The organism is Rhodococcus opacus, from assembly GCF_012396235.1.
GTDB lineage: Bacteria > Actinomycetota > Actinomycetes > Mycobacteriales > Mycobacteriaceae > Rhodococcus_F > Rhodococcus_F opacus.
This window is the reverse complement of record NZ_JAAXPA010000012.1, coordinates 1-14,424: the sequence shown is the minus strand read 5'-3', so window position 1 is coordinate 14,424 and position 14,424 is coordinate 1. Positions and strand designations below refer to the sequence as shown.

At 68.3% G+C, this 14,424-nt stretch carries 16 protein-coding genes and 1 pseudogene; 6 read left to right on the top strand and 11 right to left on the bottom strand.

Translation table 11 applies throughout. The features are described 5' to 3' along the window. Positions 1–16 precede the first annotated feature (16 nt). Together HGB39_RS40225 and HGB39_RS17620 are read left to right on the top strand one after the other, a co-directional pair. Positions 17–991 (top strand): annotated as a pseudogene (locus tag HGB39_RS40225) (NAD(P)-dependent oxidoreductase). After that, the gene (locus HGB39_RS17620; RefSeq protein WP_064080687.1) at positions 988–1,812 is read left to right on the top strand and encodes an NAD(P)-dependent oxidoreductase; all 825 of its coding nucleotides are present in this window, start codon (positions 988–990) and stop codon (positions 1,810–1,812) included. Before HGB39_RS40225 ends, HGB39_RS17620 begins: the two are co-directional and overlap by 4 nt. On the opposite strand, the gene HGB39_RS17615 is transcribed toward HGB39_RS17620, so the two are convergent. The 4 genes from HGB39_RS17615 to lysX are packed head-to-tail and all read right to left on the bottom strand — an operon-like array spanning position 1,790 to position 7,249. Next, positions 1,790–2,389 carry a histidine phosphatase family protein gene (locus HGB39_RS17615; RefSeq protein ID WP_005563981.1) on the bottom strand — a complete coding sequence of 200 codons (600 nt, stop codon included), beginning with the start codon at positions 2,387–2,389 and terminating at the stop codon, positions 1,790–1,792. The two genes, HGB39_RS17620 and HGB39_RS17615, sit on opposite strands and share 23 nt — an antisense overlap. A 5-nt stretch (positions 2,390–2,394) precedes the next feature. Further along, positions 2,395–3,213 (bottom strand): alpha/beta fold hydrolase, encoded by an 819-nt coding sequence (locus HGB39_RS17610; RefSeq protein WP_005563982.1) that lies wholly within the window; start codon positions 3,211–3,213, stop codon positions 2,395–2,397. A 14-nt stretch (positions 3,214–3,227) separates the two neighbouring features. Beyond that, a complete protein-coding gene (locus tag HGB39_RS17605; RefSeq protein ID WP_054247538.1) occupies positions 3,228–3,908 on the bottom strand; it encodes a DUF998 domain-containing protein in 681 nt (226 codons plus the stop codon). Beyond that, positions 3,905–7,249: a bifunctional lysylphosphatidylglycerol synthetase/lysine--tRNA ligase LysX gene (gene lysX / locus HGB39_RS17600; RefSeq protein ID WP_064080688.1), complete on the bottom strand. Its 3,345-nt coding sequence runs from the start codon at positions 7,247–7,249 to the stop codon at positions 3,905–3,907. The genes HGB39_RS17605 and lysX overlap by 4 nt, the downstream gene beginning before the upstream one ends. A gap of 110 nt (positions 7,250–7,359) precedes the next feature. Between lysX and HGB39_RS17595 the strand changes: the two genes are divergently transcribed. After that, complete coding sequence (locus tag HGB39_RS17595) at positions 7,360–7,587, top strand: RNA-binding S4 domain-containing protein (protein WP_005263380.1); 228 nt, start codon at positions 7,360–7,362, stop codon at positions 7,585–7,587. Here HGB39_RS17595 and HGB39_RS17590 read toward each other — a convergent pair. From HGB39_RS17590 to rraA, 4 genes are all read right to left on the bottom strand, one after another. After that, positions 7,578–8,933 carry a dipeptidase gene (locus HGB39_RS17590; RefSeq protein ID WP_064080689.1) on the bottom strand — a complete coding sequence of 452 codons (1,356 nt, stop codon included), beginning with the start codon at positions 8,931–8,933 and terminating at the stop codon, positions 7,578–7,580. The genes HGB39_RS17595 and HGB39_RS17590 overlap by 10 nt on opposite strands. A 109-nt stretch (positions 8,934–9,042) precedes the next feature. Beyond that, entirely contained in the window at positions 9,043–9,189 is a 147-nt protein-coding gene (locus tag HGB39_RS17585) for a hypothetical protein (protein ID WP_005263378.1), read from the bottom strand. Next, positions 9,189–9,548: a hypothetical protein gene (locus HGB39_RS38790; protein ID WP_231137780.1), complete on the bottom strand. Its 360-nt coding sequence runs from the start codon at positions 9,546–9,548 to the stop codon at positions 9,189–9,191. Before HGB39_RS38790 ends, HGB39_RS17585 begins: the two co-directional genes overlap by 1 nt. 141 nt (positions 9,549–9,689) lie before the next feature. Beyond that, complete coding sequence (rraA, locus tag HGB39_RS17575; RefSeq protein ID WP_005563989.1) at positions 9,690–10,160, bottom strand: ribonuclease E activity regulator RraA; 471 nt, start codon at positions 10,158–10,160, stop codon at positions 9,690–9,692. A 41-nt stretch (positions 10,161–10,201) separates the two neighbouring features. On the opposite strand from rraA, the gene HGB39_RS17570 reads away from it, so the two are divergent. Further along, positions 10,202–11,047 carry an SDR family oxidoreductase gene (locus HGB39_RS17570; RefSeq protein WP_064080690.1) on the top strand — a complete coding sequence of 282 codons (846 nt, stop codon included), beginning with the start codon at positions 10,202–10,204 and terminating at the stop codon, positions 11,045–11,047. A 36-nt stretch (positions 11,048–11,083) separates the two neighbouring features. Further along, the gene (locus HGB39_RS17565) at positions 11,084–11,761 is read left to right on the top strand and encodes a TetR/AcrR family transcriptional regulator (RefSeq protein ID WP_064080691.1); all 678 of its coding nucleotides are present in this window, start codon (positions 11,084–11,086) and stop codon (positions 11,759–11,761) included. Positions 11,762–11,791: 30 nt separating this feature from the next. Here HGB39_RS17565 and HGB39_RS17560 read toward each other — a convergent pair whose 3' ends face one another. Further along, entirely contained in the window at positions 11,792–12,196 is a 405-nt protein-coding gene (locus tag HGB39_RS17560; RefSeq protein WP_005263374.1) for a hypothetical protein, read from the bottom strand. A gap of 134 nt (positions 12,197–12,330) precedes the next feature. After that, complete coding sequence (locus tag HGB39_RS17555) at positions 12,331–13,236, bottom strand: oxygenase MpaB family protein (protein ID WP_005563995.1); 906 nt, start codon at positions 13,234–13,236, stop codon at positions 12,331–12,333. Positions 13,237–13,352: 116 nt separating this feature from the next. On the opposite strand from HGB39_RS17555, the gene HGB39_RS17550 reads away from it, so the two are divergent. Continuing rightward, positions 13,353–14,258, top strand: a complete 906-nt coding sequence (locus HGB39_RS17550; protein ID WP_005563997.1) for an IclR family transcriptional regulator — start codon at positions 13,353–13,355, stop codon at positions 14,256–14,258. Between the two features lie 39 nt (positions 14,259–14,297). Here the strand turns inward: HGB39_RS17550 and HGB39_RS17545 are convergent. Continuing rightward, a partial coding sequence (locus HGB39_RS17545) for an acyl-CoA carboxylase biotin carboxyl carrier protein subunit (protein ID WP_168442935.1) occupies positions 14,298–14,424 on the bottom strand: 127 nt, incomplete at its 5' end.

Genomic DNA, 14,424 nt, shown 5'->3' with positions numbered 1-14,424 from the left:
GTACTTGTCGAGTGTAGTGCGCGCGCTGAGACTGGAGAAGGCGTTGCTCCGCAGCGTTGCCCGGTCACTCGGGCACGGACTTCCGAAAGCGAATCATGCCTGCACAACTGCTTCCGTCACCGTCGTCGGGCTCGGGCCGATGGGCCGCGCCATGGCCGGAACGCTCCTCGATCACGCCGTGCCGGTCACGGTGTTCAACCGCACCGCGTCACGCGCCGACACCGTCGTCGCGGCAGGTGCCCGCCGCGCGACCAGCGCGGAGGACGCGCTCTACGCCGCCGATCTGGTGATCGTCAGCCTCACCCACTACCCGGCGATGTACGACCTGCTCGAACCCGCCGCCGACCGCCTCGCCGGCAAGGTCCTGGTCAACCTGAGCTCCGGTACTCCCCGCGAGGCCGAGCGTGCGGCCGCATGGGCTGTCCGGCACGGTGCCGAATTCCTCACCGGCGGCATCATGGTTCCGGCCCCGCTGGTCGGCGACGACACGGCGTACGCGTTCTACAGCGGACCGCGCGCGGTGCTCGACCGGTGGTCCGACACGCTCGGGCTCCTAGCGCGGCCGGAGTACGTCGGCGCCGATCCGGGTCTGGCCCTGCTCTGGTACCAGGCACTGCTCGATCTGTTCATGACCACGCTGGTCGGCACCAGTCATGCGGCGGCATTGATGAAATCTGCCGGGGTGCAGGCCGAGACGTTCCTGCCCTACGCCTCCGACCTGCTCGCGTAGATGCCGTTCTTCCTGGACGGTGCGGCCGAGGAGATCGACCGTCGGGAGTACCCCGACGTCGGGGCGAGCCTCGCCATGATGGCCGCCGGAATCGATCACATCACGGCCACCAGCGAGGACGCGCAGATCGATTCGCGACTTCCGGCGGCGGTCAGGGACCTGTACCGGCGCGCCCTCGACCTCGGTTTCGGCGGGCACGGTTCGGGCAGCGTGTACGAGGCGATCGTCGCACCGTCGCAGTCCGCCCGGGGTGTCGCATGACCGGCACCGACGTCACCGTTCTCGGGCTCGGCGCCATGGGACAGGCTATCGCCGTCGCGCTGCTGCGGGCGGGTCGCACGGTCACCGTCTGGAACCGCACGCCCGAGAAAGCGGACACGGTGACGAAGTCCGGTGCGCACCCGGCCGGGTCGGTGTCCGCGGCGGTGCAGGCGTCGCCGCTGGTGCTGGTCTGCGTGCTCGACGACGAGACGGTGCACGAGCTGATCGAGCCCGTCGCCGGTGACCTGCGTGGACGAACGCTCGTGAACCTGACGACGACCACGCCCGAGCAGGCGCGTGCGATGTCGCGGTGGGCCGGCGCGGCGCGAGTGGAGTACGTCGACGGCGGCATCATGGCGGTGCCCGACATGATCGGGGGCGGCGACACGTTCGTGCTCTACAGCGGCGCAGCGGAGGCGTTCGACAGGAATCGGCCGGTGCTGGAACTGTTCGGTCGTGCGGTATTCGTCGGCGACGACGCCGGCGCTGCGGCGATGTACGACCTCGCGCTGCTCGGCGCGATGTACGCCATGTTCGCCGGGTTCGAGCAGGGCGCCGCGATGGTCCGAGGCGCCGGCGGCACCGCGGGGGAACTCGCCGCAATGGCGGCGCCGTTCCTTCAGGCGATGACCGGAAGCTTCGAGGAGTTCGCGGTCGGAATCGACACTCCCGCGCAGTACGAGCCGGTGCAGAGCGCGGAATTCACCGCGGCGGCAATCGACACGGTCGCACGTGCGGGCGCCGAAGCGGGCGTGCCGACCGCTCTGCCGATCGCCGTGCGTGCGGTTCTCGCGGGTTCTATCGACGCAGCATGTCCCTGACGTGACCGGTCTCGTTGACCGACGCCACCCGTCGCTCGCCGCTGCGGGAGACGAGCACCCGGGTCACGGAGACGTACTCGATCGGGAACACGAGGGGTCGGTCGAGCCCGAGCAGTTGCTGCAGGAACACGTTGATGACGCCGCCGTGGGCGAATACCGCGACGGTGTCCTCGTGGCCGGACTCGTCGACGATGCGGCCGAGGGACTCGAACACCCGCGTGCGGAACGCGTCGGCGTCGACGGACTTGGGGAACTCGCCGGCCCGAATCCGGGCGAAGGCCTCCGGCGCCCGTGCCTCCGCCTCGTGGAACGGGATGTAGTGGTCGAGGTCGTAGTCGTACTCCGCGAGGCCGACGTACTCGGTGACGGGAAGGTTGAGGGCCTCGGCGACCGGCGCCGCCGTCTCGAGTGCGCGGCGCTGCGGGCTGCTCACGATCCGGGCGATGCGGTACGGGGCCAGCGCGGCAGGCAGCCGCTTGGCCTGGGCGTGACCTTCCTCGGTCAGTGCGGGGTCCGCGCGCCCGTCGGACGCGGTGACGAGCTCGGGCAGCGCGTGGCGGATCAGTAGCAGTTGCACGTCGATCAGCTTGCCAGCTCCCGCACCAGTACCGCGATCTGGCCGGGCTGATCGATCATGGCGTGGTGGTGCGCGGGACGCACGACGCGGAACGCGGCGCCGAGGAATTCCGCGAACTGTCGCTGCATGCGGATCCACGCCGACCCCCAGGGCGTCGGGCGTCCAGTGTGGGCCGCGGCCACGACGACGGGTGCCGTCATCGTCGTGGTCTCGCGCAGCGCGGCCAGCTCCTGGGCCAGCGCCGGGTACGACGCGTTCTCGACGATCGAGGACTCGAGGTACGCGGGCTCGCGGTAGATCCGCTCGACCCATCGACGGGTGCCCGGCGCGATCCCGCCGGGGGGTGTCGAGTGGTTCAGGATCCGGCGGACCGTGGGGCCCAGGAGGCGTTGCAGCCCCACCCTGCTGGCCGTTCGGGCCGCTCGTCTGCCCATCGTGACACGCCATCGGGTCGGGATCACGCGGTGCGGGTGGGCCGTGACGGTGGCGTCCAGCAGGATCACGCCGCCGGTTCGGTCGGGGTACAGCCGGGCGAAGGCCTCGACGTAGATGCCGCCGAGCGAGTGGCCGACGAGCACCGCGGGGGTGGTCACGGAAAGCGCGTCGAGAACGTCGGCGATTCTCGCCGCCTCGCCACGGGCGGACGGACGCTCGGCGGACGGGGGACTGAGTCCGTACCCGGGACGATCGATCCGCACCACGAGGCAGGTCTCGGACAGCAGTTCGACCACCTCGTCCCAGTCGAACCAGTTCCCGCCCAGGCCGCCGTAGAGGACGACGGGTGGGCCCTCGCCGTCCACCACCACGTGCACTCCCGCGACCATTTCCCCAGGACGTTTCACGTGGAACCAGCCCTTTCCGGGGTGACGTGAATCACGCTGAGCGCCACGAAGATCAGCCATCCGCAGAAGGCGAGCAGCTGGACGCGCTGACCGAGTCCGAGCCAGGCGTCCTGTTCGCCGCGGAGTCCCGCGGCTGTCAGCGTCCATACCGTGCCGCCGACGAACACCGTCGCCACGGCCACGCCGGAAACTTTCAACCAGGTCGGCCACTGGTAGCGGAACGCGGCCAACAGGAACGCGAGGGAAGACACCACGCCTCCCGTCGAGGCGGACGCGCTGGTCACGGCGTGCAGGTCGTGGGTGAGCGGCAGGTGCCCGGCGGCCTCACGCGCAGCGCAGACAGGGTCGTTGGTGGCCGCGCAACTCATCGGCAGGCGCGAATCGGCGATGGTCGCGAGCGCGAACACGATCAGCGCGATCCACCCGACCGCCGTCACCCAGCCCTGCGAGTACCGCGACAGTCCCAGTACCCCGGCCACGGCGACGACGCATCCGGTCAGCAGGTCGCCGGTGCGGAACCAGAATCCGTACGGCTGGTCCGCGGCGGCGAGTTCGCTCGCGAACCCCCGTAGCGGATCGATTCCGGTGTCGAGGACGAATTCGAGCAGCCACGACGCGTAGCCGACGGCGCCGAGGATCAGCAGCGCAGCGACGGCGACCCGGCCACGGGAGGTCATTGCCTCGGCTTGGCCAGGGGGAACGCGAGGGTTTCACGGATGCTGCCGCCGGTGATGAGCATGACCACCCGGTCGACGCCCATGCCGAGCCCACCGGTCGGGGGCATGGCGTGTTCGAGGGCCTGCAGGAAGTCCTCGTCGAGTTCCATCGCCTCCTCGTCACCGCCGGCGGCGAGCATCGACTGCTCGGTGAGCCGGTTCCGCTGGTCCACGGGGTCGGTGAGTTCGCTGTACGCGGTGCCGAGTTCGATGCCCCACGCGACGAGGTCCCACTTCGCGGCGACCCCCGGAATCGTGGGGTGCGGCCGGGTGAGCGGTGACATCGACGTCGGGAAATTGGTGTAGAAGGTGGGGAATTCGGTGTAGTCCTCCACCAGGTGCTCGTACATCTCCTGCGCGACGGCGCCGGCGTCCCAGGTGGACTGGTACGGGATCTCGTGCTCGTCGCACAGCCGTTGCAGTTCCGCGAGGGGCGTCTCGGGTGAGACGTCGACGCCGAGCTTCTCGGCGACCGCCTGGTGCATCGTCTTGACGGGCCATTCGCCGGAGATGTCGACCTCCACCAGCGTGCCGTCGGGGCCGGGCCGCATGATGATCTCGCGTCCGTACGCCGCCGTCGCCGCGGTCTGGATGAGCTCCCGGGACAGCACCATCATCTTCTCGTAGTCGCTGTGCGCCTCGTACGCCTCGAGGATCGTGAACTCCGGGTTGTGTTTGAAATCGACGCCCTCGTTGCGGAAGACGCGGCCGATCTCGAACACCTTCTCCATTCCTGCGACGCACAACCGCTTGAGGTACAGCTCCGGTGCGATCCGCAGGTACAGGTCCAGGTTGTAGGCGTTGATGTGGGTCAGGAACGGGGCCGCGTTGGCGCCGCCGTGCACCTGCTGCAGGATCGGGGTCTCCACCTCGAGGAAGCCGCGGCCGCCGAGCGAATCGCGCAGCGATTTCACGACGGCGCTGCGGGCCTCGAGCAGGCGGCGGGCATCGGAGTTGATGGCGAGGTCGACGTACCGCTGCCGGACGCGGGTCTCCGGGTCGGACAGGCCCTTCCACTTGTCCGGCAGGGGGTGCAGGCACTTGCCGGTCATGCGCCACTCGTTCGCGAGCAGCGACAGCGCTCCGCGGCGGCTGTATCCGATGACGCCGGCGACCTCGACGAGGTCACCGAGGTCGAACTCGGCGGCGAACGCCCGGATGCGATCGGTGCCGACCCGGGCCTCGTCGACGAGGATCTGGATGTCCCCGGACCAGTCCCGGACCACCGCGAACACGACACCCCCGTAGTCGCGGATCCGGAGCAGGCGCCCTGCGATTCGGACCGTCGTTCCCTCCGGCGACTCCACGGCCTCGGTCACCGTGTGCGTGGGCGGATACGCGACCGGGTAGGGGTCGATACCCTGTTCGGCGAGGTCGGGCAGTTTGTCGAGCCGGACGCGGACCTGCTCGGGACGTTTAGGTCCGGTCGCGGTCGGCGCGACGCCTTCGCCGGGTGCGCTGCCGTCGGAGTGCAGTCCTTCGGCGGCGACGAGTGCGGCGGGGACCGCGGCGTGGGTGCCGGTGTGCTCGAGGGCGTCCCGGGTTCCGGAGCGGCCGAACCGGGGCAGGGTCACGAATCCTTCCGCGACGGCCGACGCGAATCCGACGCGCAGCAATTCCCGGTTGTCCTCGAAGCAGAGGAACCGCGGCACCCATTCCGGCTGGTACTTCACGTTGGAGCGGTAGAGCGCCTCGAGCTGCCACCAGCGGGAGAAGAAGACGAGGATCGAGCGCCAGATCCGCAGGATGGGTCCGGCCCCGATGCGGGAGCCCTCCTCGAAGACGGAGCGGAACACCGCGAAGTTCAGTGACACCTTGGTGATGCCGAATTGGTCCGAGGTGGTGGCCAGTTCGGACACCATCAGCTCCACCACCCCGTTGGGCGAGGTCGGCTTGCGGCGCATCAGATCGAGCGAGACACCGGTCGGTCCCCACGGCACCAGCGACAGGATGCCGTCGATCTCGCCGTCCTCGGCGACCGCCTCCACCAGCAGGCAGTCGCCGTCGAGGCGGTCACCCAGCCGGCCGAGGGCCATGGAGAAACCGCGCTCGGTCTCGGTGTCGCGCCACGCGTCCGCGAGCCGGATGGCTTCGGCCATCTCCTCCGCGGGGACGTCCCGGTGTCTGCGGATCCGGACGGTGACGCCCTGACGCCGGACGCGGGTGACGGCTTGGCGGACCTGCCGCATGTCGCGTCCGCTGAGGTTGAATTCGCGGGTGCGGAGGATGGCTTCGTCGCCGAGCTGGAGCACGGTGAGACCGGCCTTGTTGTAGGCGGTGGCGCCGGTTTCGCTGGCGCCCATCACGGCGGTGGCCCAACCGTATTGGGACGCGAGTGCCTGCCACTCCTCGATCGCGTGGGGCCACGCCTCCGGGTCGCCGATCGGATCGCCACTTGCCAGGCACACGCCGAGCTCGACGCGGTAGGTGATGGCCGCCTTCCCGCTGGGCGCGAACACGACGGCCTTGTCGCGGCGGGTGGCGAAGTAGCCGAGGGAGTCGTCCGCGCCGTACTGCAGCAGCAGCCCGCGCAGCGCCGATTCGTCGTTGCCGGTGAGCGCATTGTGGGAGCGCTGGGCGCGGAACAGGGTGATGACGGCGGCCAGCAGCGCCATTGCGCCGAACAGGCCGAGGAGGGTGTTGACGAATCCGTGCGGGCGCCCACTGAATTGTTCGTTGTCGACCGCGGCGAGGGCGGTCACGCGGTTGAGCGCCCACAGGAAACGTTCACCCTGCGGCAGCGTGCCGGGGAAGAGTTCGACGAGCGCCCAGCCCACGAGGGTGCCGATCGCGAGACCGACGATGAGCACGCCGAGGGCTTTCCAGCCCGCCCCGCGCCGGACCCGCGTGTAGAACTCGGGCCGGGCCGCGATGAGAATGCCGATCAGCACCACCTGGACCACGGCGGCGACCATCGCGTTCACGTTCCGGTCGGTGATGCTCACGATCACGTTGGTGATCAGGATCAGAACCAGATAGATCGTCAGCAGCCACCAGGCGATGCGTTTGCGGCTCGCCAGCGCCGCCGCGAGCAGCGCGACCACCAGAGCCCACGACAGGCTGGTGTCCGGAGCGTCGAAATAGTAGGTGTCGACGTATTCCCGCGGCACGTGCACGTAGTAGCGCAGTACCGGCGAGATGCTCCACAGGAACACGAGCACCGAGAAGACGCCCAGGATCAGTCCCGCGATGTGGGGAACCTGGTGCAGGCGCCCGTTCTTCGAGCCGAGTGCGGGTCGGGGCCGTGGTGCGGTGCGGACGGCCGCCTCGGACGCGTGGTGTGTCTCGGTGCTAGCTGACATCGAGCGTTTCCTTCCCGGCGAGAGATACGTACCGATCACGGGAGACAGGTGTTCCAGTGTTCAGTGTGAGCCGTCGGGCCGCGATTTGGGTCAAGAGGGAAGATAGAGGCATGTCCGACATTCACGACGCCGTCCCGATCCGCGACGAATCCATCCGTCTCGGCCAATTCCTCAAGCTCGCCAACCTCATCGAGTCGGGTGCGGAGGCGAAGGAAGTGATCGCCGACGGACTCGTGTCGGTGAACGGTGAGGTCGAGGTGCGGCGGGGGCGGCAGTTGCGGGACGGGGACGTCGTGGAGATCGGTGGGATGACGGCTCGGGTGAGTTCTCAGTCCTGACGGTCGGCGGTCGCGAACTTCTGCAGGAACAGCGCCTCGGCGACGGCGAGATTCTCGATTTCGCCGGGATCCACACTTTCGTTGGGGGCGTGGATGAGGCAGCGCGGTTCCTCCACCCCGATCAGGGCGATCTCCGCTGTCGGGACGACGGCGGAGAAGACGTTGCACAGCGGGATGGAGCCGCCCTGCCCGACGGTTCCGAGTTCCTTCCCGAACGCCTCCTCCATCGCTGCGCCGAGGGCCGCGTATCCGGGGCCGTCGGTGGTCGCGCGGAACGGGGAGCCCACCGCTTCGCGTTCCACCGTCACCCGCGCATTCCACGGGGCGGCGTTCTCGAGGTGCGCGGCGAGCGCGTCCTGCGCCTTCTGCGGGTCCATACCGGGTGGCACCCGCAGGTTGAGGCGGGCCGACGCGCGCGGCTGGATGGCGGCGGCCGAGCCGACCACCGGCGGGCAGTCGATGCCGAGGATCGTCAGGGCCGGCCGGGCCCACACGGCGTCGGCGACGGAACTCGAACCGGCGAGACGCACACCGTCGAGCACGCCGGCGTCGGTGCGGAACTGCGCCTCGGAATAGTCGACGCCCGTCCACTTCTGGTCCGACTCGAGCCCGTCGACGACGGTGTTGCCGTCCGCGTCACGCAGAGTGGCGAGCATCTGGACGAGGGCGGCCAGCGCGTCGGGGGCGGGCCCGCCGAACATGCCCGAATGCACCTCCCCGGCCAGGGTCTCGACGTGGACCACGACGTTCGCGATGCCGCGCAGCGTTGTGGTGACGGTCGGGCTGCCGACCGCGGCGTTTCCGGTGTCGACGACGAGGATCATGTCGGCGTCGAAGAGTTCGGGCCTGGCCTCGACGAGGTTCTCGAGCCCGCCGGTGCCCATTTCCTCGGATCCTTCGGCGACGATTCTGATCCCGACGGGGAACGGGGTGCCGAGTGCGCGCAACGCCAGCAGGTGCATGACGATGTTGCCCTTGCAGTCGGCTGCGCCGCGCCCGTACCAGCGGCCCTCCCGCTCGGTGAGGGTGAAGGGGTCGGTGTGCCAGAGCTTCTCGTCACCGGGCGGTTGAACGTCATAGTGGCAGTAGAGCAGTACCGTCGGGGCCCCGTCCGGCGCGGGCTGGTGTCCGACGACGGCGTGTGAACCGTCGGACGTCTCGAACAGTTCGACGTGTCCGATCCCGGCTCCGATGAAGGCGTCCCTGACCCACTCGGCGGCGCGAACGCATTCCTCCGGTGGGAACTGCCGCGGATCGGCCACCGACCGCATGGCCACCAGTTCGGCGAGTTCGTCACGCGCCGTGGGCATCAGCGCGGCTACTGTGGAACGGATTTCGTCGGACATCAACGCCTCCTCGGGGTTCCCCTAATTCTCGTCCACGAGCTTCGGATCGGCGACGGCGGACTCGAATTCCGCCGACCTGTCCGGGCAGTGCACGGCGATCACCAGTCGCTCACCTTCGACGATGGAGTCCGACGAACGCGGCGGCGAGGACGGAACACAGGATCCAGTGGGTGTTTTCGGGTCTCTTGTGCAGGTCGTCGACCGGTGCGGTGTTCACGGACTGGTCGTCGGGGCCCATACGACCGGATGTGGTCATCACGCCTCCTCCGCGAGCGGGTCGGCCGCCAGTCCTGTTTCCAGGCCGGTGTGCGCAGCGCGAACATCAGCCCGTGCACCACGAGATACACCTGCGTGGTGATGGCGGAGAGAATCCAGTACGCGACGATTCCGAGGACCAGCCCCATGGCGACGAACATCGCGCGAGGGAATTCGCTCGCCGGTCGCCGCAGGCTGGAGACGTGCACGGCGTTCACCGGTCCAGAACAGGGTGACGATGATGATGGCCGTGTACAGGTCGTTCGCGGCGAGCGCCGGATTGATCACGTACGCAAAGGTGCTCGCGACGTAGGCCAGGAGTGTCGGGTAGTAGAAGCAGGAACACGCAGGCCAGCCCATACACGGCCATCGAGTTCGCCCTCCGTAGGAGCGGGTCGTGCGAACGACCGCTGAATTCCTCCGGATCATCGCGTCGGCGCTCGGAGCCTCGCAGCGGTTCGGCATCGAGAGATACCGAACCGCCGCTCGGTTCTCGCCGGATCAGCGGACGACGACGCCGTCCTGATCGCTGTAGACGGTCTCGCCCGGATTGAACGTGACGCCGCCGATCTCGATCGGGACGTTCTTCTCACCGGAGCCGGTCTGGGTGCTCTTGCGGGGATTGGTGCCCAGCGCCTTGACGCCGATGTCGAGGGTCTTCAGGATCGCCGAGTCTCGGACCGCACCGTTGACGATTACGCCTGCCCAGCCGTTGTCGACGCCGCGTCCGGCGATGATGTCGCCGACCAGGGCGGTGTGGATGCTGGCGTCACCGTCGACCACCAGGACGCCACCGTTGCCGGGCTCGCCGAGGGTCTGCTTGACCAGCAGGTTGTCCTGGAAGCACTTGATGGTGGTGATGGGGCCGGAGAACACTTCACGGCCGCCGAACTGGATGAACTGCGTGTCGCAGCTCCGGATGTCGGGTCCGATCTCGTCTGCCAGGTCAGCGGTTGCCACGGGTTCAGTCATACGCGTCAGGATAGAGGGCCGGCGCTGGGAGAATGCGGGCCATGACCATTGCAGTGACAGGAGCCACGGGGTCGATCGGCGGCAAGGTGCTCGAGCGGCTCGGCGGTGGCGCCGGGGTCCGGCTGATCGGGCGGAACGCCGAGCGGCTCGAGCCGCTGGCCGAGCATTTCGACTCCGCGTTCGCGGTGGCCACGTACGCCGACGGTCCGGCGATGACCGCCGCGCTGGACGGCGTCCGGCTGCTGTTCCTGGTCTCGGGTCACGAGAGCGCCACTCGCCGCGAGGAGCACCGCACCGTGGTGGACGCCGCCCGTGCCGCCGGGGTGGAGCGGATCGTCTACCTGTCGTTTCTCGGCGCGGCGCCCGAGTGCACGTTCACCTTCGGCCGCGACCACTACTTCACGGAGCAGCACATCCGGGAGAGCGGGCTGAAGTACACGTTCCTGCAGGACAGCTGGTATCAGTCGATGATCCCGCTGATGGCCGACGATCAGGGCGTCATCCGGGGACCCGCCGGGGACGGCCGGGTCAGCGCGGTGGCGCCCGACGACGTCGCCGATGCCGTGACGGCGGTCCTCACCACCGGCAACGGCGACCACGACGGCGTCACCTACCGGCTGACCGGGCCGGAGGCGTTCACCCTCACTGAGGCCGCCGAGACGATCACGAGGGTGACCGGACGTTCGGTGCGTTTCGAGAACGAGACTCTGGACGAGGCGTACGCGTCCCGCGCCCACTTCGGGGCGCCGGACTTCGAGGTCGCAGGGTGGGTGACCTCGTACGCAGCGATCGCGGCCGGTGAGTTGGCAGTGGTGACGGGGGACGTCGAGGCGCTCACCGGGCGGCCGCCGCAGACCTTCGCCGACTATCTGAACAGCTACACTTGACCCGTCCTGGCATAGCGAGCGGTAGATAGGTCTTTGATGGTCAGCTCATCCAAGGGTGCGACGCCCACCGAGGTCGGCAACGCAGCGGACTGGCGCCGCCTCGAACCCACGAAGTTGACGCCGATCCTCAGCGCCTCCCTCGACGCGTTCTACGAACACGGTTTCCACGGCACGTCGGTGCGCGACATCGCCCGCCGAGTCGGTGTCACGGTACCCGCCCTCTATTACCACCACGAGAACAAGGAGGCCGTTCTCCTGGCGCTCCTGGAACTCTCCACCAGCGACGTTCTCGAGCGCGCCCACGCCGCGAGCGCCGACGGCGGCGACGATCCCGTGCAGCGACTCGCGAACGTCATCGAGGCGATCGTGTTGCGGATGACCATGCGATCCCGTCTGGCGGCCCTCGAGAGCGAGGTGCGCTACCTGAGCCCGGAGAACCGGCAGCGTTACCGCACCGTCCGCAAGGGTGTGGAGGAACTGGTCCTCGAGATCGTCAAGGAAGGCAGGAAGAGGGAGCTCTTCGACGTGTCGGATGCCGCGGAGACGACGCGGGCACTTCTCGGTATGTGCCAGTCGATTCCGCGCTGGTATCACGCCGAGGGCAAGCTGACCCCGGACGCGGTGGCCCGCAAGTACGTCGAGATCGCGATGAAGACGGTGGGATCCACCGAGGCTCCCGTCAAACCGAAGAAGAGGCGCACCGCCGGCGTCTGACCGGCGATGCGCCTCGGCAGGTTCCGGTGGTCAGCTACCCAGGCCCAGCCCCGGTGACGCGACGGCGTCGAACTGCGTCGTCGTCTCGGCGGGTGTGCCGTTCGGTGGGGCGTAGGTGAACACGGCGGTGTAGCGGCCGGCCTCGTGCGTCCGGATCGCTGCCGTCCCGGCACCGAGGGTGAGTGGGATGGTTCGCGTGTTCACGTCGCCGTCGGGCTCGGTGATCTCGAGTTCGACCGGAGTGGATCCGTCGGTGCCGGTCGGGGTGGGCGTGACCAGCGCGCCGAGCGTCACCAGATTGTTGGCGTAGACGGTCCCGAGCGGCGGAACGACGGAGATCTGATAGGTGGTTGCGGCGGTTGCCGTGGGCGCCAGAGCGAGTGAGGCCGCTCCTGCCAGTGCGGCAATGGTCAGGGTCCCTCGCGAGAAGTGCACAAAATCCCTTCCTGTCGACGGTCTCTACGCGCAGCCACGTTACGGCAGAACCAGGTAATACCCGCCGCCATTCGCCGAGTGTCCGAGAATAGTTCGAACACAGGGCTTTCCGTCGATCACACCTCCAAAGCGGTTCAGGATGCGGTGTTTTCCCGCGCGACCGTACCGTTGGTGTGCTGTACGGGGCAGGTTCTGGGGAAGGTGCCCAGTTTCTCCACTTCGTACCCGGTCGGGTAGCTGCGAATGTTCGGCAGGTCGCGGGCGAACTTGGGCACCGTGCGCACGGGGTAGAACCGGACGAGGCGGGCGCGGGCCTTCAACGCACCCCGCGACAGAGTTCGCGCGAGGCGGGACGGCCTGCGGTAGGCGAACGCGTCGAGCAGCGGATCGTCCATGAGCGCCCAGGAGAATCGCTTGATCAGGGCGGCGGGCGCAAGGTTGTTCGGCGGGAACGTGCAGAGGAGTGCGAGCGTCGAGTCGGCGACGGCGCGGCCACCCTCGTCGAAGAGGAAGCGTTCACGCTCGTAGTCGTCGAGGAATTTCTCGAACGCCTCGAACGTCTCGGGAATCTGTTTGATGCCCATGTACTTGCCGAGCGCACGGTAGTAGTTGGTGGATCCGACGATCTCGTTGCGGGTGAGTTTCCGCCAGCCGAAGTCGTCGATCCAACGCACCGGGGTCACCACGAACGTCGACAGCACGTACCGCATGTCGTCGTTGGAGATGTCGTAGGAGCCGTGCATCTGGTTCATCCGGCGGATCCCGGCGCGACCGGGATCGCTGGTGAGGCCGTGCTCGAGGACGGCATCGAGGATCAGGCCGGTGTCGTCGTAGCGCTTCTGCACGCGTTCGGTGAATTCACCCGTCTCGAACAGCAACCGCCCGATGGTCGGCACGGCGTACGTCCGGAACAGCGCGAAGCTGAGGGCCTGGTTGATGTCCCAGGGAAATTCCTGCGTGGCGAGAATGCGAGCGATCTCTTCGTACTGCGTCTCGGGATCGAGTCGGTCGGTCCGGCGACGTAGATCGAAGCGTTTCATGGGTTTCACTTCCTGCAGCGGCTGTGACGGAGGGTCCACGTGATTTAGCGATCGTTCAGACGACTCGACTGTAACGCCGTTCACAGTGCGACGCCAGAGTGGCATTATGCAAACACATGGCGCGAAATTCACCGCAGACCGACCGGATCGTGATGCTGACGGAACTCCTCGCGGACGAACCGGAGACGCCCCGCAGCCTCGCCGACATCGCCCGGCACCTGGGTGTTGCGAAGGCGACCTGCTATCCGATGGTCGTGGCGCTGACCGAGGCGGGGTGGCTCATCCGGCACCCCACCCGCAAGACCTACCGTCTCGGTCCCGCGCTCATCCCCATCGGACGTGCAGCGACGACGGCCACGGACGTCGTCGACCTCGCGCGGTCGGTGATGCACGAACTGGCCGACGCGTCGGACATGGCGTCCATCGCGTTCGTGCAATCGGGAAGCGACGTGGTGGTCGCCGAGGTGGTGCAACCGGTCGGGGGACGCCGCGGAACGCTGGGCCTGCGGCTCGGCGACAAGGTGCTGCTCGCGCCGCCCATCGGTTCGGGGATCGCGGCCTGGTACCCGCCGGAGCAGCGCGAGGAATGGTATGCCCTCGGCGGGCAGAATCTGGGTGTCGAGGTGGACGTGCTGCGGGCGACGTACGAGCCGGCCCTCGCGCTCGTCCGGGAGCGCGGATACGCGATGGAATGCATGGAGCAGCAACAGCATTCGCTTGCGGATGCCGTGTCGGAACTCCGCGGTCGCGGTGTGGGCGGGCATCGCTCGACCGTCGCGCTGCGAGAGGCCCGCACACTGTTGTCGGCGGATGCCGTGGTCGGTGACATCGACCCGGAGGGCAGCTACCAGCCGCTGTCGATCAATGCCGCGGCATTCGACCGTGACGGTGAACCCGCAGTCGTACTGTGTGTCGCCGACGCGTCCCGGCCGATGTCGGGTGTGCGCACGGCGGAGATCGGTGAAATGGTCCGGGACGCCGCGGCGCGGGTGACGGCCGCCATGCACGGCCGCCACCCGTGAGTACTTGTCAACCGCGGGCGGTTGACAAGTACTCACACGCTATTTCAGTTCTGCGAGGACGGTGCCCTGGGTGATGGCGGCGCCGGGTTCGACGGCGAGGCCGGTGACGGTGCCGGCCTTGTGGGCGTTGACGGGGTTTTCCATTTTCATGGCCTCGAGGACGGCG

Coding starts and splice junctions, on each gene's coding strand:
- HGB39_RS17620 (WP_064080687.1), top strand. CDS start 988: ATGACCGGCACCGACGTCACCGTTCTCGGGCTCGGCGCCATGGGACAG.
- HGB39_RS17610 (WP_005563982.1), bottom strand. CDS start 3,213: ATGGTCGCGGGAGTGCACGTGGTGGTGGACGGCGAGGGCCCACCCGTC.
- HGB39_RS17605 (WP_054247538.1), bottom strand. CDS start 3,908: ATGACCTCCCGTGGCCGGGTCGCCGTCGCTGCGCTGCTGATCCTCGGC.
- lysX (WP_064080688.1), bottom strand. CDS start 7,249: ATGTCAGCTAGCACCGAGACACACCACGCGTCCGAGGCGGCCGTCCGC.
- HGB39_RS17595 (WP_005263380.1), top strand. CDS start 7,360: ATGTCCGACATTCACGACGCCGTCCCGATCCGCGACGAATCCATCCGT.
- HGB39_RS17590 (WP_064080689.1), bottom strand. CDS start 8,933: ATGTCCGACGAAATCCGTTCCACAGTAGCCGCGCTGATGCCCACGGCG.
- HGB39_RS17585 (WP_005263378.1), bottom strand. CDS start 9,189: ATGACCACATCCGGTCGTATGGGCCCCGACGACCAGTCCGTGAACACC.
- HGB39_RS38790 (WP_231137780.1), bottom strand. CDS start 9,548: ATGGGCTGGCCTGCGTGTTCCTGCTTCTACTACCCGACACTCCTGGCC.
- rraA (WP_005563989.1), bottom strand. CDS start 10,160: ATGACTGAACCCGTGGCAACCGCTGACCTGGCAGACGAGATCGGACCC.
- HGB39_RS17570 (WP_064080690.1), top strand. CDS start 10,202: ATGACCATTGCAGTGACAGGAGCCACGGGGTCGATCGGCGGCAAGGTG.
- HGB39_RS17565 (WP_064080691.1), top strand. CDS start 11,084: ATGGTCAGCTCATCCAAGGGTGCGACGCCCACCGAGGTCGGCAACGCA.
- HGB39_RS17555 (WP_005563995.1), bottom strand. CDS start 13,236: ATGAAACGCTTCGATCTACGTCGCCGGACCGACCGACTCGATCCCGAG.
- HGB39_RS17550 (WP_005563997.1), top strand. CDS start 13,353: ATGGCGCGAAATTCACCGCAGACCGACCGGATCGTGATGCTGACGGAA.